At 45.1% G+C, this 20,704-nt stretch carries 15 protein-coding genes; 9 read left to right on the forward strand and 6 right to left on the reverse strand.

What is annotated here, in order from left to right:
• Window positions 1-38 precede the first annotated feature (38 nt).
• Window positions 39-860 (reverse strand): carbohydrate ABC transporter permease, encoded by an 822-nt coding sequence (locus LOZ80_RS02320; RefSeq protein ID WP_238169912.1) that lies wholly within the window; start codon window positions 858-860, stop codon window positions 39-41.
• Window positions 857-1,816: a carbohydrate ABC transporter permease gene (locus LOZ80_RS02325; protein ID WP_238169913.1), complete on the reverse strand. Its 960-nt coding sequence runs from the start codon at window positions 1,814-1,816 to the stop codon at window positions 857-859. Before LOZ80_RS02325 ends, LOZ80_RS02320 begins: the two co-directional genes overlap by 4 nt.
• A 210-nt stretch (window positions 1,817-2,026) precedes the next feature.
• On the opposite strand from LOZ80_RS02325, the gene LOZ80_RS02330 reads away from it, so the two are divergent.
• Window positions 2,027-2,761 (forward strand): glycerophosphodiester phosphodiesterase, encoded by a 735-nt coding sequence (locus LOZ80_RS02330; protein WP_238169914.1) that lies wholly within the window; start codon window positions 2,027-2,029, stop codon window positions 2,759-2,761.
• 680 nt (window positions 2,762-3,441) lie between these two features.
• Window positions 3,442-5,946 (forward strand): stalk domain-containing protein, encoded by a 2,505-nt coding sequence (locus LOZ80_RS02335; RefSeq protein WP_238169915.1) that lies wholly within the window; start codon window positions 3,442-3,444, stop codon window positions 5,944-5,946.
• 85 nt (window positions 5,947-6,031) lie between these two features.
• Here the strand turns inward: LOZ80_RS02335 and LOZ80_RS02340 are convergent, their stop codons facing one another.
• On the reverse strand, window positions 6,032-7,069 hold the full coding sequence (locus tag LOZ80_RS02340) for a hypothetical protein (protein ID WP_238169916.1): 1,038 nt from the start codon (window positions 7,067-7,069) through the stop codon (window positions 6,032-6,034).
• A gap of 239 nt (window positions 7,070-7,308) precedes the next feature.
• Here LOZ80_RS02340 and LOZ80_RS02345 point away from each other — a divergent pair, with 239 nt between their 5' ends.
• Window positions 7,309-9,459, forward strand: coding sequence for an AMP-binding protein (locus LOZ80_RS02345; RefSeq protein WP_443147042.1), 2,151 nt, complete (start codon window positions 7,309-7,311; stop codon window positions 9,457-9,459).
• Window positions 9,456-10,637: a lysophospholipid transporter LplT gene (gene lplT, locus LOZ80_RS02350; RefSeq protein WP_238169918.1), complete on the forward strand. Its 1,182-nt coding sequence runs from the start codon at window positions 9,456-9,458 to the stop codon at window positions 10,635-10,637. The genes LOZ80_RS02345 and lplT overlap by 4 nt, the downstream gene beginning before the upstream one ends.
• Window positions 10,638-10,649: 12 nt before the next feature.
• On the opposite strand, the gene LOZ80_RS02355 is transcribed toward lplT, so the two are convergent.
• On the reverse strand, window positions 10,650-11,573 hold the full coding sequence (locus LOZ80_RS02355; RefSeq protein WP_238169919.1) for a diacylglycerol/lipid kinase family protein: 924 nt from the start codon (window positions 11,571-11,573) through the stop codon (window positions 10,650-10,652).
• Between the two features lie 212 nt (window positions 11,574-11,785).
• Here LOZ80_RS02355 and LOZ80_RS02360 point away from each other — a divergent pair, with 212 nt between their 5' ends.
• The gene (locus tag LOZ80_RS02360) at window positions 11,786-13,558 is read left to right on the forward strand and encodes a methyl-accepting chemotaxis protein (protein ID WP_238169920.1); all 1,773 of its coding nucleotides are present in this window, start codon (window positions 11,786-11,788) and stop codon (window positions 13,556-13,558) included.
• A 362-nt stretch (window positions 13,559-13,920) separates the two neighbouring features.
• Here the strand turns inward: LOZ80_RS02360 and LOZ80_RS02365 are convergent, their stop codons facing one another.
• Both LOZ80_RS02365 and LOZ80_RS39265 read right to left on the reverse strand, forming a co-directional pair.
• Window positions 13,921-14,496, reverse strand: coding sequence for an endonuclease domain-containing protein (locus tag LOZ80_RS02365; protein ID WP_238169921.1), 576 nt, complete (start codon window positions 14,494-14,496; stop codon window positions 13,921-13,923).
• Between the two features lie 115 nt (window positions 14,497-14,611).
• Window positions 14,612-14,839, reverse strand: coding sequence for an alpha/beta fold hydrolase (locus tag LOZ80_RS39265; protein ID WP_337951025.1), 228 nt, complete (start codon window positions 14,837-14,839; stop codon window positions 14,612-14,614).
• A gap of 412 nt (window positions 14,840-15,251) precedes the next feature.
• Between LOZ80_RS39265 and LOZ80_RS02375 the strand changes: the two genes are divergently transcribed.
• The 4 genes from LOZ80_RS02375 to LOZ80_RS02390 all read left to right on the forward strand — a co-directional run bounded on the left by LOZ80_RS02375 (window position 15,252) and on the right by LOZ80_RS02390 (window position 20,696).
• A complete protein-coding gene (locus LOZ80_RS02375; RefSeq protein ID WP_238169922.1) occupies window positions 15,252-15,698 on the forward strand; it encodes an OsmC family protein in 447 nt (148 codons plus the stop codon).
• 136 nt (window positions 15,699-15,834) lie between these two features.
• Window positions 15,835-17,649: a cache domain-containing sensor histidine kinase gene (locus LOZ80_RS02380; protein ID WP_238169923.1), complete on the forward strand. Its 1,815-nt coding sequence runs from the start codon at window positions 15,835-15,837 to the stop codon at window positions 17,647-17,649.
• On the forward strand, window positions 17,646-19,244 hold the full coding sequence (locus tag LOZ80_RS02385) for a response regulator (RefSeq protein ID WP_238169924.1): 1,599 nt from the start codon (window positions 17,646-17,648) through the stop codon (window positions 19,242-19,244). Before LOZ80_RS02380 ends, LOZ80_RS02385 begins: the two co-directional genes overlap by 4 nt.
• 93 nt (window positions 19,245-19,337) lie before the next feature.
• On the forward strand, window positions 19,338-20,696 hold the full coding sequence (locus LOZ80_RS02390) for an extracellular solute-binding protein (RefSeq protein WP_238169925.1): 1,359 nt from the start codon (window positions 19,338-19,340) through the stop codon (window positions 20,694-20,696).
• Window positions 20,697-20,704 lie beyond the last annotated feature (8 nt).

Here is a 20,704-nt window from a genome sequence, read left to right on the forward strand (position 1 = left end):
ATCAGCGTTGGGCTGAACTGAGTAGCCATCCTTATGGATCAGCCTTTCAAAGCTCCTGCGGTAAGTCCGCGAACGAGTTGTTTTAAACCAAGAATCAGCATTAAGAGGGAAGGTAGCAAGACGACAGTGACACCGGCCAAAACCAAGTTCCACACGGTTAATTCTTCGAATTGGAGCATGGCGATGCCGATCTGCACCGTGCGCATGCCCTCACTGTTCGTGATTAGAAGTGGCCATAAGTACATGTTCCAGGCATTCAAAAAGGCATACACAGCGAGAGTGGCTAATGCTGGCCGTCCAAGGGGCAAAACGATGCGGAAGAAGCTGCGGAAATGGCCGCATCCATCTATCCGTGCCGCTTCGAATAACTCTTTGGGCAGTTGCAGGAAGAATTGCCTCAGCAGAAAAGTGCCGAAGGCTGTTGCCAGGAAGGGGACCGTTAAGCCCTGCAAGCTATCGAGCCAGTCCCACTTTTTGACCATCAAATAGTTCGGAATGATCGTGACTTCCCACGGAATCATCATGGTGGCCATGAAGAGTGCGAAGATGAACGCTTTCCCTTTGAACCGAATATTGGCAAAAGCATAGGCAGCCATGCTGGAGGTAATCAATTGACCAACCATGATGATGATCGCGACGATGAAACTGTTGGTGATGAATTTGCCGATAGGAACGAGTTTGAAAACGGCAAGTATACTGCCCCAATAGAAACCGCTAGGCAAAAAGCGGGGAGGATAAGCGGAAGCTTCCTCCGGCGTCATTAAGGCTGACGAGAAGGTATAGAAAATGGGATACAGCACCAGGACTGAGCATATAACCAGAAGCGTGTAAACGAACGTATTTTGCAAGCGTGAACTCATTGATAATGCACGTTCCTTTCAAAAACTTTAAATTGAACGATCGTGAAGATCAGAATAATGGTGAAAAGGACCAAGGCTTGCGCGCTTCCTGTACCGAACCGGAAGTTAATGAAGGCGTCCTGATATAAGGAATATACGAGCACGTCAGTCGAGTTCACAGGCCCGCCTCTGGTTAGGATGTGAATTTGTCCGAAAGATTGAAAAGCTCCAATGATGGAGACGATGGTCACGAAAAAAACCGTGGGTGAAAGCAAGGGCAAGACGATTCGGATAAAGGTTCGAACGGGTCCAGAGCCATCGATTTTGGCGCTATCATAGATTTCATCCGGAATTCCCTGCAGGCCGCTCAGCAAGACGATGTAGGTGAAGCCCAGATTCATCCAGACAGTCATCATGGACACGGAAAGCAGCGCCCATCTTGGATCGGTCAGCCAAGCAACCGGTTCAAGCCCAACAAGAGTCAACAGGTAATTCAGCATGCCAACACTCGGGTGAAACAGCATCATCCAGATGACGGCGGAGGTTCCGACTGATAATACGACAGGCAGAGAGAAGATGAACTGAAAGATGCGCATCCCTTTTAAGTGATTATGTGTGAAAGCCGCCAATATCAGAGCCAGAACAATAACGGTAGGTACGGTTAAAAGGGTGAAAAGACCCGTGACACCGAGGCTTTGGTAAAATCGTTCCGATGTGAAAATAGCTGTAAAATTATCGAATCCTACGAAGGAAGAGATCCTGCCTCTGGGATCCGTTTCATGCAAGCTGAGATAGAGGGTTTGGAACAGTGGATAGAACAAAAAAAGGGCAAACAGCAATAGCGAGGGGAACAAGAAGACATAGCCTAAGAATGTCTCGCTCCACTTCTGGCTGAATGTGCTGAGGATTGGCTGTTTGACTTTCAAACCTGGTTTAGCCGTTGTTGGAAATGATAAATCTCTGTCCAAAGTGTTCATTCAATAAGCCTCCACGAACTGTAATCGATGAATCTCTTGCATCCCTAGCTTAACGTTGACTTATTTGACCAATGTTAAATACAGGTGAAGGATTTGTAGATTTTTTTGAATATTTACGTAACCTTTACGCATCCAGACTGGGCAAGAGCGGAGATTTTCCCTTATAATTTGAGCATAGAAGAAGCCTAAACTACCCATTAGGAGTGTGGAATGATGCATAAACAGAATCCGCTAGTGATTGGACATAGAGGTGCCGCAGGCGAAGCGCCAGAAAATACGTTAGCGTCTTTCGCTTTGGCGTTGGAACAAGGTGCTGACGGCATTGAGTTGGATGTACATCTGACGAAAGACAATGAAATTGTCGTCTGTCATGACGCAACGCTGGATCGTACGACCAATGGGTCCGGCTGGATTGTGGAAAAAAACTGGGATGAAATCAGATCCCTCGATGCGGGAATGTGGTATTCAGAAGCTTATATAGGGGAGCGCGTGCCGCTGCTGCGAGAAGTGTTTGAGCTTGTGCCGCGCGGGCATCTGATTAACGTGGAAGTGAAGCATGCGTACGAAGGGCGTATGGAGAAGGCGCTTCTGGCATTCTTGCAAGCAAGCGGCAGGATGGAGGATGTCGTGATTTCCTCGTTTGATCACAAGGTGATTCGCAGGTTGAAAGTGGCCGAACCCGAGGTGAAAGTAGGGTTGTTGTATACAGCCAATCTTATTGATCATGCTGGTTATGCGGAGCAAATCGGTGTCGATGTATATTCCTTGCATCCCTATCATCATTTAATCGGAGATGAGGATGTCAAAGCTGCTTCGGCAGCAAATGTAAAGACTTATCCTTATACGGTGAATGAGTTGATGGATTACAAACGGCTGATTTCTTTTGGTGTTTCGGGTATTATTACCGATTATCCGGGCCGATTGAGGAAGTTGCTGGATTCGTAAATTACCCCTCGGAAGAAAAAATATGATTTAATGGTCACATAGAAAAAGCACCTGCAGATAGGCTTGCAGGTGCTTTTTCTGCGTAAATTTTGGTGATAAAGCAAATAAGGTAAAATTTGCATAAAGAATTGATAAAGAATGTATCTAAATACAATTTTATGATTTATATTAGAAAATATTGTTATAAATTGCAGAAAGGAGTCGATTTGTGTTTGCATAACCAAAAAAACTTGCTTATGTCTAGAACCATCTTTAATCCTAAGAAAGGGTGTTGAAAATGAAAAGAATCCATTCGAATCAAAATATGAATTAGGTAATAGCTGGTTGTCTGGCTAAGCGCGGACAAAAGCGGAACCGCAACGCATTTGGTATGAATTTGATACCCCTAAGCAAGTTGCGAAATTTTCTTTATATCCGTTAGAGACGCTTGACGCTAGCCCCAAAGACCTCGAATTCGAAGGCTGGGATGGCCTGAAATGGGTGACGATCCATAGAGTTTCACCAAATATGGCGTTAGCACTATGTCTACAAATGGCAATGCAGGTTAAAGAGGAAAAGGCTAAGTGCCAGGCTATAATGAACAAAGGCAAACCCATTTGAAAGCCGGGGGGTGGGGGGCTCTCAGGTTGTTTTTTTTTGTTACCTATCCATAATTGAGATTGACAAAGGAGCGAATGCATATGAGGTTTCAAAGAAGGAAATTATGGGTACTCATTCTGATGTTTGTTATTGGTGCAGGATCGTTAGGTTTGCTGCCAAAAAGCGCCTTCGCGGAGTTGTTCACCTCAACAGATAAGCTAACGGAGTACACGTTACCTGTGTCTGAAGCGAAAATAACAGGCAATCAGATGGTGTACTTAGACCGAGATGATATTGGTTGGTGGCAGGTGTTCAGCCGCAACTTAGAAACCGGAGAGCTAAAGCAACTTACTGACACCAAGACAAATAAGGAATACTTATCTGCAGGAGGAGACTATGCCGTCTATTTGGAGGATCAACTGCATGTTGTGCTGGTAAATCTTCTAACCAGTGAAGTAACCGAGACTACTATTCCACCGTATCCGTATAATCCGATTGAAACTGATGGGAGATATGTTGTTGTCTACAAAACACTTGAAGGTAAGATCAGTGTCTATGACCTTGAAACTAAAATAATCAAAGAAATCGGAAAAGGCTCAAACGCTTTAATCGAAAATGGTGTTATCGTCTATATTAGCGATACAGGTAGCATAGAACGCTACAATGCAACGGATGGATTGTCCAGAACATTGTACAAGCCATACGAGCCAACTAAAGGTTATCAGCGTGGTAATTTTGCATTCGATGGCAAGAACGTCATATGGATTCATTCTTTCGGATCCTATCAGGCGTGGATACTGAATGTAGAGGAGAGCGACACCATTCAGGTGCTGAGTAGTTTCACGAATCTTCGAAGTTTTTCCTCCCAAGTTTTTTTGGGGAAAGGCATAGCCGCATGGCCGGAGTTCAAAAATGGAGCTAACCATATTGTTGCTGCCGATCTTGCTTCTAGACAAACGGGTATTGTTGGAGACGACGAACAACTCATTGGCATCTACAATGATCAACTTGTACTGAGAATGATGGATAAAACCATCCAACTCCGCCAGCTCCAAAAGACAGGTGAAGGTCAGATGGCTTACACGCTCGTCGTTTCCGCTGTACCTTATATCGACAGAGCCCCTGCTTCTGCCGATGAATTTATCGGGAAATTGGGTTATATGAAAAAACTGTCTACGCCAGACAATAGCGTGACCGTTTACTCACCGAAAGACCCAGACTCTGATTTTTATGGAAGTGTCGGTATTGTCTACAAGGATGATAACGATTTATCGCTTACCAAAGCGCTTAAATCTGGCCAAAAAATGGTCAGCCATCCATGGAAAGTATCCTATCAGTCATGGGAAGACGTTTTGAAGCTCTCGATGACCTATATGAAGGATAGAGTTCCAGCGGGAGGACAGAACAAACTTGGAATTTATCGACTTGATTCCGGGGAGTGGACTTACATGGGCGGACTGTTCGAGGAGAATAACACACGGTTATTTACGGACATTTCTCAAAGAGGTGTTTATGCTGTGCTATACTTCGATGTTCCGAATACGTTCGTTCGTGATTATTGGATGCAGAAACGAATCGAACAATTGAATGCAAATAAACCGATTCGTGTTTTCTTAGACGGAGAAGAAGTAGTCTTCCATCAGCCCCCCGTATTGAAGGAGGGGTCAACGATGGTTGAATTTAGACCTATTTTCGAAAAGCTGGGTTTGGACATTGAATGGAATGACTCGAAACAAAGCGTAACTGGAACGAGCCAGGGTAAGTCGCTATCCCTCATACTAGGGGAGGAAGAAGCTAAGGTGAATGGCAGTACTAACTTGTTGCCAACTGCTCCATTTCTAAACCAAGGCTATACGTTCGTCCCGCTGCGCTTTATTGGCGAAGCAACAGGACGCAAGGTATTGTGGGATCCTAATCTGAAAGCCGTCTATATCTACGACCCGTCAACCGAAGGAAAGTTGTATGATGACAATGGTACGCTTATGTATGAAGGTCAACTCAAGGATGGCCGGATGAATGGTAAGGGAAAACTATATCGCGATAATGGTTCGGTATGGTATGATGCTGTGTTCAATAATAATGAAGTCGTCGGACCTGGCGTCATCTATTTTTCAGGTAACCAAAATGGTCGTGACCGAACGGGTGAAATCGCGATTGCGCAGAAGTTCGAGAACAGCCTCCAGACGGGTTATGTTACCTATATTGACGATAGTTCCTTCGTAGCTTATGAGGGTGAAACTAAATTGGGGGTTTTTCACGGGAAAGGCAAGTTTTACATCGTAGATAAGCTTGTCTACGAAGGCGAGTTTAAAGATAATCTTTATGATGGCTATGGCAAATATTTTATCAATGGAGACCTTCAAAACGAAGGGAATTGGGTCAAGAATCAACTTAACGGGTACTGGAAAACTTATAGAAGATCGGAAGACAAGGTTATTCTCTTTCAAGAGGGACAACATGTTAACGGAGTGCTGCATGGGAAGGGGATACAATATTATTACCCATCCGGTGTGAAAAATTTCGAAGGGGATTTCGTAGAAGGAAAGATGGGCAATGGCACTTACTATGATAAGGATGGTAATATAGTTGTTCCACTTAACAAATGAAGAAAAGAGATCACCTTTGGGTGGTCTTTTTCGTTTAAGTTATATAATTGTACAAACCCTAGCCATTGGCTAGGGTTTTCTTGTTTCACGGGCGAGAATCATCTTCCATGAAGTAAAGGCATGCATTTCGGAATTCATGCGGGTTATCCACGAATAAATAAATTTGATCGACAAGTTGTCGCTTGCCAAACAGGCGGATAACCAGATTAGCATTTTTCAATTGAATGCGTAAATTCGGTTCTACGACCAGTGGTATAAACGATGTGTTCATGCGATCTTTAGTTATTTGCTTTGAGGCAATGACGGATACCGATTCAATATTAGTTGTCTCGATGTAGGAGGACAATTGAAGACCATACTGCAAGCGAATGACCTGCTTTGAAACCAAAATTGGATTTAGACACATTGCCCGGTAATCGGCGACTAGTATAAGAATGATATATAAATTACCGATTGAAAGAATCCAAGCGACAATAGATGACCATTGCATGAAAAGGATATGAACACAGGCACCTTCAATTAGTAGGATTTTCGATAAGATTAGAATGGTAATCAGCCAATTTGAATTTGTGTGATAACGGAATGCAGCAGTGTCTGGTTGTAGGTAAGGTTTTTTTCTCCAAGCAAAAATTGCGTAATATAAAAGCGACAATTCATGTATAAGGAATGGTGCTATTTTGGAATGAGGGAATGATTGTTCCATACTTTTACGAAGTGTTTCGAGCGGATGAGCGTTGTTGAAATGATTGCGTCTAAAGTGGGTAATGAGTTGATGTAGTTTATAGATTTCATAACTAAGAAACGTAAGTTCCAGGGGAATGAGCAAATATTTGACCCAATCAAGAGTTCCTTGCCCCTTAGCCGGTATGAACAGTTGCAATGCGAAATAGCCTAGCAAAGCGAAGGGGAGAATCGAGATGATGCTTTTATTGATTTTTCGATAGATCAAGAAGTAAAGCAAGATTGGGAGTACGACAACAAAATCCAGTGCGAATCCAATGGTCAAAATTTGATTATGTTCTGTGTACAGAGCAGATCGTACAAGAACAAGATCAATCAGGTATACAAATAAGCTAGCACAAAGGAAATAAATGAAGCTGGATTTTCCAACTAATTTGAACATAGGATACACGCTCCTTTACCGAAATATATAGTTTCACTATAACAGAAAATACCTATATTTTCCAGTAAACAGAACCAATTCGCCAGAGTACTACGCAAAGTTAGTACTATCCGTTTTGTGGCAAATGCATACAATAGGATTATGACCAGGTATTAAGAGGTGCCCGAAAATATAGGCAATTAGACATATGCGAACTCTTAGGAGGAGTCACGATGATGAAATGGTTGGTTGTTACCCTGTTGAAGCTGCTGCTGCCCCTATTGCGCCCAGCCTTGATGGCTAGCTTTCGGGTGAAAGTCAAAGGGCTGGCGCACTTAACGATTACCGAGAAAACGGTACTTATCCCGAATCATGTCTCTTTGTTGGATGCTGTTCTGCTCGCGTTCATTTTGCCGAGTGAAGTAGCATTTGTGGTGAATACCAAGATCGCCCAGCGGTTTGCGTGGCTGCTCCTTTTTCGGGCACATATTGCGGTAGATCCACTGAATCCTTACTCGGTAAGGACAATGTTGAAGACGGTTCAAAGCGGAACACCGCTGGTTATTTTTCCGGAGGGACGAATTACAACCACAGGCGGCATGATGAAAGTGTATGGAGGCATTGGTTACATTGCTTTGAGATCTCAGGCGCGGATGCTGCCAATTGCCATCAATGGTCTGGAACATTCTAAGCTATCCTATCTGCGCGGCAAACTCAAGCAAATATGGTTCCCAGCAGTGAGTATTACGTTTGGAGAGGCCTTTCAAGTACCTGTGCGTGAAGAACTGTCGAGAAGGATTCAAAAGGAACAAGCAACAGAAACGATCCGCGCTCACATGCAAAATCACTTATTAGCAAGCCGGATGAAGCCGGAGCTCAATTTATTCAATGAACTGTTGATCGCCGCGAAAAAGCACGGCTCGACGACTGTCATTATAGAAGATATTGTTGGCAACGCCACCTTAACATACCGGAAACTTCTGCTCACTACGTATACGATGGCAGGACGTTTGAAAGCGCTGCTTCAAGCTCAGAAGCGAGTTGCGGTACTGCTGCCGAATGCAGCAGCGAATGTAGTTACCTTGTTCTCGCTATTCCGACTAGGCGTGACGCCAGCGATTTTGAACTATTCGGCAGGCAAGCAAGCGATGCTGGATGCTTGCGAAACGGCGTCGGTGAAGACGATCATTACGTCCAGAGCTTTCATAGAGAAAGCGAATCTATCTGATTTTATCCAGAGCGCAAGCGAGATTTTCACCATTATTTATCTGGAAGATGTCAAACAAAGTATCGCGTTCAGCCATAAATGGGCAGGTGTACTCGACTATATGCGCAAAGCGAAAGGGCCTGTCGGCGCGGAGTGGAACGAAGTTGTTCTGTTCACCTCAGGAAGTGAAAGCAAACCTAAAGGTGTCGTGCTCACTCATCGCAATATTTATGCCAACATTCAGCAGGCAAAGGTCGTTATTGCGTTTAACGCTGCGGATATTGTGTTAGGCGCAATGCCGATGTTTCACTCTTTCGGATTGACCGCGGGGACGATGCTGCCGATTCTATCTGGGATGAAAGTGGTTCTGTATCCGAATCCTTTGCATTATAAAGTCATTCCTGAGTTGGTATATGACCGGAATATAACGATTTTATTCGGGACTTCTACCTTTCTATCGGCTTATGCGAGAACGGCGCATCCGTATGATTTTACCCATTCGTTGAAATATGTGGTAGCAGGCGCTGAGAAGTTGAAGGATGAAGTCAGACAAATGTGGGCTGATAAATTCGGGATTCGCGTGCTGGAAGGGTATGGCACAACGGAAACGGCTCCAGTCATCTCCCTGAATACGCCCATGAATGCCAAGAAGGGGACTGTTGGCCGATTGCTGCCGGGTATGCAGTACCGTTTGGAGAAAGTGGAAGGAATATCGCTTGGAGGGAACTTGTTAGTGAAGGGACCCAATGTGATGAAAGGCTACCTGATTCATGGTCAGGGATTCGTTCCTTGCCCAGAGTGGTACAGTTGTGGGGATGTTGTTCATCTGGATGAGATGGGCTATCTAACGATCCAAGCTAGAGTGCAGTCTTTTGCTAAAATTGGCGGAGAGAAAGTCTCGCTTCCTATGGTCGAAGAGTTGTTAGCGGCCAGCCTGCCTGCTCAGTCGATCTGCGCAGCAATCAGTGTCCCAGATCTGCGAAAAGGGGAGCGGATTGTGCTCTATCATACGAGTCGGGATGCTCAGCTCCAACAGATCAGAGAGTCCATGAAGCAGCAAGGGCATCCAGCGATTTATGTGCCCTCCGAGCTTCGATATGTAGAGAAACTGCCGCTGCTGGGCAGTGGCAAAGTCGATTATGTAACCATCAAGCGAATGGCCTTGCAAGATGAGGAGCAATCCAAAGGGAGCGAACTAAGATGACATTAAAAATAAAAATGAAGCCACTCCAGACGTTATATGTGACACAATTCCTCTCCGCTTTCGCTGATAATATGATTCTTTTCATTACGCTGGCAATCATTAAGCAAAGCGCGTTCCCTGCTTATTATATCGGTGTTGTGCAGGCCTCGTTTCTTGTCGCCTTTGTGATCCTGGCGCCTTTCGTTGGCGCCTATGCCGACAAAAATGCCAAGTCCCACGTCCTACTAGTCGGAAATGCTATCAAAGGCATCGGAATTATTGCCTTGTTCATGCACTTGGACCCGGCAGTCAGCTACGGCATCGTAGGAATCGGGGCCGCGGTTTACTCACCGGCCAAATACGGGATACTGCCCTCCTTGGCGAAGTCAGATCATGAACTGCTCAGAGCCAATGCCCGCATAGAGGGCTACACGATTATGGCTATTCTTTTGGGCTCAGTCTGCGGCGGTATTTTGGCTCAATTCTCCCTTAATGGTTCAATTCTTGTATGTCTGGGGCTTTACTTGGTTTCTTTGTTGATGTCCTTGCAGATTCCAAAGATTGCCGGCAATGCCACGATCCGCTATGGAAAAGAAGCGAAAGCTTTTGTGAACGATGTCGCCTTCCTGCTAAAAGATCGCACCACTCGGTTCTCACTCGTTGGCACAGGCTCTTTCTGGATGACTTCCTCGGTTGTTCGTCTGGCTATTATCGCTTGGGTACCGGCGCATTTGGGCATTGAATCCGTCGATCAAATTTCCATGTTGGTGGCAGTCACTGGTATAGGCATTATGATCGGTGCACTGCTGACACCCAAACTGATCCCAGCACGCAAATACTATAATTCGTTCGTATTCGGTATTGTGATGATTGTCAGTATCTTATTGTTTCCGCTTATTTCCAACTTGTATGTGACGATCGGACTATTGCTGCTGATAGGCTTCAGCGGAGGCGTATTTATTGTACCGATGAACACGGTGCTGCAAGATAAAGGACAGCGAATGATAGGCGCTGGGAAGACGATTGCGGTTCAGAATCTCCTTGAAAATGCGATGATGCTTGCCGGAGTTGGCATCTACACCCAAATATCTGCTGATGGTCTTTCCCCGGACAGCTCGATAACAGGGATTGCCGTCATCCTGGCTGGCTTCGTAGGCTACCTTATTTTGCAGCGTCAACGGTTGAAATTAATTGCCTGAAAAGCTGACTCCTCACTCCGCTCTAATAACGCGCAAGCCCGAAGGAATAACCTCGATATGCAGTGGTGTTGTTCCACCGATCTCTCCATCAGCTTGAACGAGCAGGGGCGATTCGGTGTGTAAAGAGATAGATTTGCCTTTGTAAAAGGAAACAGCAGGATGCTGGGTATGTTTGCCTTGATAGACGGTGAAAAGAATAGGCAGCAGCCGGAATCGCCCTCTGCTTCGGATAACGACGATATCAGCCAAGCCGTCGTGAGAGGAAGCAGACGGGCATATTTGGATGGAGCCGCCGTAAAAAGGTATATTGGCAATAGCCGCCAGCCACATATCTGTTACTTCATAGGTGGTTCCATCCACCTCTAACCAGGCTTTACAAGGTTGATAAGTAACGAATACACGCAAGATTGAAAGGAAGTAGGCTATTTTGCCTAGGCCTAGACGATTAAGCCATTTCTTGTAGGCTGCTTCATTCGTCAGCTTGGCGACCTTGCCATCGAAACCAGCTCCAATGCTGTTCACTGCGACGCGTCCGCTGGCTGTTTTTAGCAGATCGATCTGTACGGTGTTTGCAGCTTTCAGTGCGATATCCAACGCTTGCAAGGGATTATTAGGAATCCCATACGCTTTGGCGAAATCATTGCCTGTCCCCGCCGGAATGACCGAAAGACGGCAGTTCGCGCCATGTTCAGCAGCCTCCATAATTCCGCCGACAACCTCGTGTATCGTGCCATCTCCGCCAATTACGATTAATTGATCGATCTTATTCTCTTGTAGAAGTGTAACGGCATGATGGGTGGCTTCGCCTGCTAGTGTCGTTAATTTGGCCTTGTAGGCAATCCCTTTCGATTTGAGCAATGGCTCAATTTCTCCCCAAATGTTAGATCCTCTGCCATCACCTGAAAGTGGATTCACAATAACTCCGAGCAACTTCATGATCATCTCCACCTTAACTCTATTAAATTTGGAAATAATTAGTTTATAAATGAGGTGGTGCGGGGGTAGAATTTTGACGAATAATATCTTTACAGATGGGGCACTTATTTGTAAAATAAACCATAGGTAAATTAATTGATTTCATGTTAGATATTATGTCATCAAAATTACAGACAAGAGCATCGATGACTCGAGAGGAGAACGGGAATACTTTGAAAATCAACATGAGATCGACGATGAGCAGCTTGAAAAATGTAAAAAATAAGAAAGCGAACCTGTCCATCCTGCGAAATCTTAAACTGCGTTTTAAGCTGTTGATGATGAATGCGATTGCGATTGTGTTCTTGCTGGTTGTAGGGATTACTGGCTATCACTATATGGACAAGATGGCTGGAAATTCTACTAGAATGTACGAGGAAAGCCTGCTTTCTGTCAAATGGATTAATCAACTGAAATCCAATTTTAATGAAACAGAATCCAATTTGCTCGAGATGATGCTCTCCGTAGATGTGAAATATAAGATGAAATTGAAAACCAAGTTAGACGAGAATTTGATGACTAATAATGAACTGGTTACCAAAATTGGTCGAATTGCGCTAAGTGACGAAGAGGCCATTGCCTTCCGCAATTTTGAAGGGAAGAATTTAACCTATAGCAAAGGTATCACGACAGCGATTGAACATGCTACCCAAAATAATCAAGTCGCCTATCAGGTATATAATAATGAAGTGTCCCCGCAAGGAAATAAGACGGTTGAAGCGCTGGATGCTCTCGTCAAACTCAAAGAATCGGCTGCCGAGCAGTTTCAGGAATCCAACAAGAATGACTCCAAGATTTCTCATTTGGTCATCATTTTGACGATTATCATTGCTATTATCATTCTGACCATCAATGCGCTAACTTTGAATATGATTATTACCACGCCAATTCGTAAACTGCAGGAACATATGGAGAAAGCGGCAAATGGCGATTTGTCGGTGAAAGGGGATTATCCGTTTCATGATGAAGTCGGGAAATTGACCGGTGCCTTTAATGTGATGACCGAAAGTCTTCGTTCGCTCGTGTCGCAAATTGCCGACAATGCGTTAACTTTATCGGCGAGTTCGGAAGAGCTTCTGGCCAGTTCTGAGCAGAGCTCATTGGCGGCCAAACAAGTAGCAACCTCCAGCCAGCAGTTGTCCGAAGATTTCGAGAAACAGTTCGCTGGTGTCAACCAAGCGAATGAGGCTGTTCATCAATTGCTGACGAGTACGAAGCTGATTGATGAGTCGGCGAATGAAGTAACTTTGCTTGTAGCGCAAGCGACAAATGCCGCTCAGAACGGGAAGAAATCCGTTGTTTCGATTGCCGGGCAAATGAGTGAAATTTCCGATGCTGTCAATGAAGTGAATGGTGTGATTGATGCTTTAGGCAAAAATGCCCACAAAATCGGTGAGATCGTCAATGTGATCAATGAGATCTCGACGCAGACGAATTTGCTCTCTTTGAACGCGGCGATCGAAGCCGCGCGTGCCGGCGAATCGGGAAGAGGATTCGCTGTCGTAGCTGGCGAAGTGCGGAAACTGGCTGAGCAGTCGGCTTCCTCCGCGAGAAATATTACGAATCTCGTTTCGACGATTCAAAAGCAAATCAACCACGCGGTAAGCTCTATGTATGCCGGAGCGGCCAAAGTGGAGGCCGGTCTAGCAATTTCCGGTGAGGCGCAGGAATCCTTCCTACATATAGAGTCTTCCGTTGAGAAAGTCAACGCGAAGGTAGAGAACGTGAACCTGAACATTCATCAGCTTGTAGAAGCGAATGAACGCATCGAACAAGTGATGAGCATCGTCAGCGGCGTGTCTGAGAAAGGGATTTCCGTCAGTCTGATGACATCTGCTGCAAGTCAGCAGCAAATGTCCACGACGGAGGAGATCGAGAATTCCGCCAAGTCCTTGGCGGGACTCGCGGAAGAACTGCAAATTTCGTTGCAGAAATTTACGGTGTAGTGGGGATGGAACCGCGGGCATTGGCCTGCGGTTTTTTTTGCGTCTGCGGCGCTAAGATGAGTAGCGAAACCGCGATCTGCGAAAGCTCATCTTCGCAGGGGTTCAGGTGATATAGAGGATCTACGATCCCTCTGGAGCTGAATTTGTTCTGTTGGTGGAGTTAAATAGATGGTTGGGAGAACGCGTAGAGTTGATGCATGGAAAAGTAGTTGATGAATTGGACGATGCGCGTTCAAATGCTCGCGGTGCGCTATTTGTGAGAAAACGGTCGATTGGGATTCCTGCGGATCGAGAAGACGCTATTTCAGGAAATGCGGCTCATTCCGCCGGAGAAACAGCGAATAGAGGAACCACGATCCGCGTTAGCTCCGTCTGGCTTTCTGACTCTTCACGGAGAGTATCTCACAGACATCTTGCGGGGTCAGGGGTCTGTCCAAGGCCCAAGTGAAACGGATGATTTCCTTCTCCATACAATCTAAGGCATAGATTGATTGAGTGCTTCCGCCAAAGAAGCGGCCCATAAATTGCTGCAACAGTTGTATGCACATGCGCGGCCGGTGTTTGATATCGTCGAATGAGAACCGTAAGATTTTCCATCCATCCATCATCAGGTGATTTTGGCGGATCCACTGGTCGGAAAATTGTCTGCGACTTATTTGGGCAGAATGCGAACCATAACCATCGATTTCGATAGCCAGTTTTAGTGCATGCCGAAGGAAAGCGAAATCGAGAAAGCGCGTGCCGTCACGGAAGTCTTTTACTTCGTACTCAGGGTGAAGGTCATTAAAGTTGCCAAACGCAGGCAACCAAATCTGGCTAAGAAACAATCGTTCCGCATAACCATGACCCTCACTAAGTCGGCGATAGCGTTCACCATTCCGTACTGCCAGATGTTGTGAAACATAGTTGTCAACCTGCTCCTGCAATTGATCCCTCAAATAGAAAGCCTCCTCTTGGAAATAAATAAGCCGCTTCTCCCAATCAACAATAAAGTTGATCTGGAAAAGCGGCGTGTGCTTCAGCCGTATTTGTTATGAATTTGATATGATATTATTATATTACCACAAAATAGAAATAAAAGGTTCTCATTTCGGAGCGGATTCTAACTCGTATGTCATCGGCCATCCGATCATACGGATAGCCCGACCAAGGTCGGGTGGATTTGTCGCAACCGCGAAAGTCGGGGAGAATGCAGCGGATGCCGAATTTGGGGAGGTGGTTGCATAGTTGACACATCACCAAATATCCTATATAATTTAAAAGTTGATTGAAATGAACCATATAAACACTTAAAACCAAACCTCATTTACCCCACACGAACGATTAGCGAGAAGAAAGTAACCCCCTCTCCTTGTTTGTTTTTCTCCCAATGATGCAGTACATCAGCTCATTTATGGTAAACCCGAGGCAACGTAAAGTGTTTCGGCAGCAAGTGTTTGTTAAGCAATTCGCACTGGCGCGGTCATTGGAGCCGCAAGGATGGAAGAGAGGTAGGGCTTTCATTGTTTTGATTCCAACACATGAATTTTGCAATTTCATAGAAATCAATAATAGCTGTACGAGATATAGCTGTAGCCAAATCGTTTTCGGCCTGATGTCATCAGGATCGGGAACGATTTTTTGCATACTGGTGAAACCAGTTGGTTTCCTTTACAATTAGACCAATTAGAGCAAAAGACGAGGTGCAACACGGATGAGCGAGCATCGGTTTGAACTAAAAGCGGCATGGTCCGGAGGCTTGGATGGGACAGGCCATCTCCGTTCGGGACAGCTGAACACGGCCATTTCGGTACCGAAAGAATTAGATGGCCCAGGTGTTGGGACGAACCCGGAGGAGCTGCTTCTGGCCGCTGCGGCAACCTGCTATTTGATTACGCTGGGCATGCTGCTGAAGCGACAAGGGATTACTGCGATTGAACTGAACTCGGAAATCTTGGTTCAAAGCAATCCAGCTATGAAAGTAGAACAAATCATTCATCGTCCGCGCATCGCCGTTCCTTCTGATACTTCCCATGAGCAATTGGACAAAATAAGGAAAGCTGCTTACCGGGCAGAGATGACCTGCATGATCAGCAAAGCGCTAAAGGGAAATGTTGAAGTCTCCGTGGAACCGGAGATTACTCACCAATCAGTGGAGTAGAGGATTTTATCCCTCTTGCATGCAAACCTATCCCTGATCCAGAAATTCAGGCTCATTTATAATTAATAGGTAGGAATGAACAGGCGCCAACGCTCGGAGGTGCCTCATTTTGTTTGGAAGGAGCCATCAATCACGCATGAATTTGAACAAAAAAGTATTTATCGGCTTCTTACTGTTTATTATTATCCCTTTATTCGTGCTGGGCTCGGCCGTGTATACCGTGTCTCAACAGTTGATTGAGAAGAAATATGGCGATTTGACAGAGGTTACTTTGCAAGCGATTTCCCGGAACATTTATTACATGTTCAAAGAAGCGAATTATTTCTCCGATTTTTGGATGGTTAAAGATGGGATTCAAGGCATTTATCGAACCATGGATGAAGTGAAACCGAATGATGATGCGCCTTCCTCTTATGATTTAAATACATTTGATACGTTGCTCCGGGGGTCCATTCTGACGTATTCACCGATCCAATCCGTGGTTATTTATAATAATGTAGGAAAATCTTTTAGCGCGGGACGAACAAGCGGCAGTGCATTGCCCTGGAAAGCATTGAATAACAGCACAGCCTTCGAGCAAATCAAAGTACTGAACGGCAGTCCGCTATGGATCGGACCTTCTGAGCATAAAGAGTTCGGGAGCGGGCGAGGAGAATTTTATCAAGCGCGCATGGTCAAAGATTTCTGGACGATGGACAATTTGGGGTACATGCTGCTGAAATTTAAATTTAATGAGCTGGACCAGATTTTCAAATCTTTTAATACGAATGAAGAAAATGATAAGCGCTACCTACTCGTCAATAAGAGCGGGCTTATTCTATATGATAATAAGCAGCATTTGGAAGGTGCAAATGTGCTTCAGCTATTGCCCGGGAAATTGGACCTGGGGCAATACAACCATAGCTTTCAGGCTAACTTTCAAAACGAGAAGAGTTTAGTCTCCCTCTATCATTTACAGATTAATCAGATGGGTGTGCAGGATTGGAGTGTTGTTTCGATCACCTCATGGAAGTCCGTAGCCGGGGAAATTGAGACCATTATGAAGCTGGTGGCTGGCATTACATTTGTCTGTTTATTTTTTGCGCTGGTCTATAATTTGGTCTTCGTCCGCCGCATTATTCAATTGATTTTGCGCATGCTTTCTTCTATGAAAAAGGTAGAACGCGGAGATTTGACGACACGCATGGAAGAGAGCGGGAAGGACGAGACGACCGCGCTGGCCCGTGGATTTAATAGTTTGGTCGTACGGGTGGAGGATTTGCTTGATGAGGTCAAACGCCAGCAGGATCGTAAAAATAAAGCGGAGCTGATGCTGCTGCAAGCCCAAATCAAGCCGCACTTCTTATTTAATACATTGGAATCCATCAATGTGCTGGCGATTCAGAATCAAGGCAAAAAAGTAAGTCAGATGGTGTATCGACTTGGCAATTTGCTGCGGATCGGGATGGAAAGCAGGGAAGAGATTACGCTGAAGCAGGAGCTTGAGCATCTTAAGAGCTATTTGGAGATCCAGGAATTCCGTTTCGAAGATCAGTTCCAATATGAGATTGATGCGCCTCCTGAACTGTTGGATTTCTACATATTAAAGCTGACGTTACAGCCTTTAGTGGAAAATGCGATTCAACACGGCTTTGAGCCTATTGCGTATAAAGGTTTGATCACGATCAAGATCGTGGATGAAGATGAGCGTATTGCCCTGTATGTGAGTGATAACGGTATCGGCATCAGTGCGGAGAAATTAGCGAAATTTCATTATAAAACAGAGCTTGAGACTCCTTTTCACGAAATAATGGATGCCAATGAAGAACGAAGAGGACTTGGGGTCAGCAATGTAGCCGACCGGATAAGAATCCAGTATGGCGAAATCTATGGCATGTTTATTTGCAGTCAAGAAGGGTACGGTACGACGATGAAGATCGTGATCCCAAAAATTAAGGGGGAAGGCTTATGAGACTCAAGGCAATTTTGGCCGATGATGAGCCTAATATTTTACGGAATTTGCAGGCAGTAATCCCTTGGGATGAGCTTGAGATTGATATTGTGGGCACAGCCAAGAATGGTTTAGAGGCACTGGAACTTTGTGAAATGCATGTTCCTGATATGGTGATGAGTGACATTCGAATGCCGCTGATGGATGGGATAACGTTTGTGCAAAAACTGCGTGAAATCAATGAGGAATGTACGGTGCTGATGGTCACCGGGTATCAAGATTTCGAATATGCGCGTTCTTTGATGCGGGTGGGTGTGAGTGATTACATTTTAAAACCCATTAATTATGAAGAGTTAGAGAATAGTATTAACAAACTGGCCAATGAAATGAGAGAGAGAAAGATCAGTCATTTGGAGGAACAGATGAAGTGGGGCAAAATGAAAAATTTGGCCTATGAGAAGATTTTGCAGGATGTCTTGATGAATTATACCGAAATTACAACGCATACGCTTCTGCCGATCGATAATATGGATCTTGAAACACTGAGTTATCTGTTTGCTATGATTGATGTTGATAATTATTCGCAGAAATCGCTTCCTTGGACCGAACAGGAACGGAAGCTTTGGAATTTCGCTGTCCGCAATGTGCTGCAGGACTCTTTGACAGATGAGCAGTTGAAATTCTCAGTCCTTCAGATGCGGGAAGGGGAATGGTGCCTGTTGATCCAATGGGAGGACGCGGATGAAAGCCAAGTGCAGGCGAAATTAAATGAAATCGCGCTGCGGCTGCAAAACAACGTATTGCAATCCGTGAAATTAGGGATCAGTGTCGGATTTTTTCCGGTAGCCGTAGGATTGCATCAATTGTCGGAAACGTACCGCAAGCTGCAAAGATTTTTTCAGCTGAATCTGGGAAAACAGCAATGTGTGCTGATCTATAAGGAGTCCAAGGAGCTTTCGGATGCCAGCAATTCACTGTGGTTTCTGGTCGAGGAGATTGTTGCTGGACTGAAACAGTTGAACCGCGGCAAGACCGAAGACGCCTTGAATCGTTTGAAACTGCTGCTGGAAGGGCTGCCTGACAGTTCATTCGCCAGAGCCTATCAGATGCTGCATTTTCTCATTCTTCACCTGCTGCGGGAACTTCGGGAAATGAATTCTGTGGACATTCACGAAGAGGAGCAAATTTGGCGTCTATTGGACAAGAGTGAATGCATTCAACATCTGCTTCAGGTCATGGTTCAACTGGTCGCGATCGGTTTGGAAGGAACGAATAAGAAGAAAAATAGCGAGCTGCTAATGGCAGCTGCGAAGGAATATATTCGGACGCACTATGCCAATGATTTCGGCATTGAGGATGTTGCGAGTTCTCTTGGGATCAGTTCCAGCTACTTCAGCTTACTATTCAAGCAGTATTTTGGAGAGACATTTGTTGAGTACGTCACCAAGCACCGGATGGAACTGGCTAAGTCGATGCTGCTGCTCAGTGACAAAAGTATTACGGAGATCGGGAAATCGTGCGGTTATTTGGAGCGGCGTTATTTCACAAAGGTTTTTCAGAAATTTACCGGTGAAATTCCATCTGAGTATCGAGATAAACGCAAAGATGTGAAGTAGAGAAATTTGCCCCTTAATAAGAAATTTGTGGGTCTACAGAGCAAAGATCCGATATTTTATACTTAGATGGCAAGCCCAAAGGAGTTCAATGAGATGAGAACTAGAGCGTTGATTTCGGTTGCTGGCGTAATAGCTGCAACATTCATCGTATCAGCTTGCAGCGGTTTAAATTTGAACAGAGAGCAGAATATCCGCAATACGGGTGAATCGGTCAATCGTCAAACTCAGAAAGTGGAAACGGTTATGCTGACCATTCGCCATACGCAAGTGAAGGATACGCAGAAGAAACGGCTGGCGATGCTGCAGGAGGTTGTGAAAGCAACCGAAGCGAAAGTACCTGGTCTGTCTATTACTTTGGATGGGGTTGAGGACAAAGTCAATCGTTTCGAAAAGCTGAGATCTGAGATGGCCGCGGGCAATCCACCGGAAATATTTGACCTGTTCGGCGGCACGGATACGAAGGATTATGTCAAAGCCGATCGGCTGTTGGATCTGACCCCCATACTAGGTGAGCTAGGTTTAATGGATAAATTCTATAGTTTTGAAGAGTTTACTGTTGACGGTAAAATTTATGGCATTCCCATGGCTGGTTATGTAGAAGGCTTGTACTATAACAAAAAGCTGTTAGCGCAGGCCCAAATCGCTCCCCCGAAAACCTGGGAGGAACTGCTGGCTGCCGCGGCAGTGTTTAAAGCGAAGAAAGTGACCCCCTTTGCCGTAGCGGCCAAAGATTCCTGGGTTATTAACATGATGAGCAACACGATGTGGGTGCGAACTGCTGGCAGCGATACGATTGAAGGATTCTTGGATGGCAGCAAAAAATGGACGGATGCGAATGTTGTTGACGCCTTCGAGAAGTATCATTTGTTAGTGAAAAATGGCTACTTCCAAGAAGGAAGCTTGGCCTTGTCCTATGCCGAACAGCAAAATAAATTCAGCAGCGGCGAAGCAGCTTTCATGTTCGATGGCAGCTGGGCGAATACGCCGCTGTTGGATCCGGAGAAATCAGCTATCGTGCATGATGTCGGCTTTATGAGTTTTCCTGCGATGGGAGGCCCTGGCGATGGCTATATTAATGGCGGTTGGTCGAATGCTTATGGTTTCTCCAAAAAAGTAACACCAGCCCAACTCGTGGCAATCAAAGAGTTTATTAGACAAATGTATAACGAGCCTATGCAAAAAAGACAGCTGATTGAGGAAGGCATGCCTCCAGCGATGAAACTTCAGGACATCAGCAATGTGAATCCGCTGATTACCCAAATCTTAACCGTGTTTGCAGACAGCAAAGGCGCTTTTCCAGCCTTCGATTCCCGTATTCAGACGAAGGTTCGTGAAAAATTAGAGCGTGGTATGCAAGAATTAATCGGAGGCAGAACGAATCCTGCTTCTCTCATGAGTGAAATACAGAAGCAGCAGGAAGCTTCGAATAAGGAAGAAACCCATACCAGATAATAGGATAA

The organism is Paenibacillus sp. HWE-109 (assembly GCF_022163125.1).
Classification (GTDB): Bacteria; Bacillota; Bacilli; order Paenibacillales; family NBRC-103111; genus Paenibacillus_E.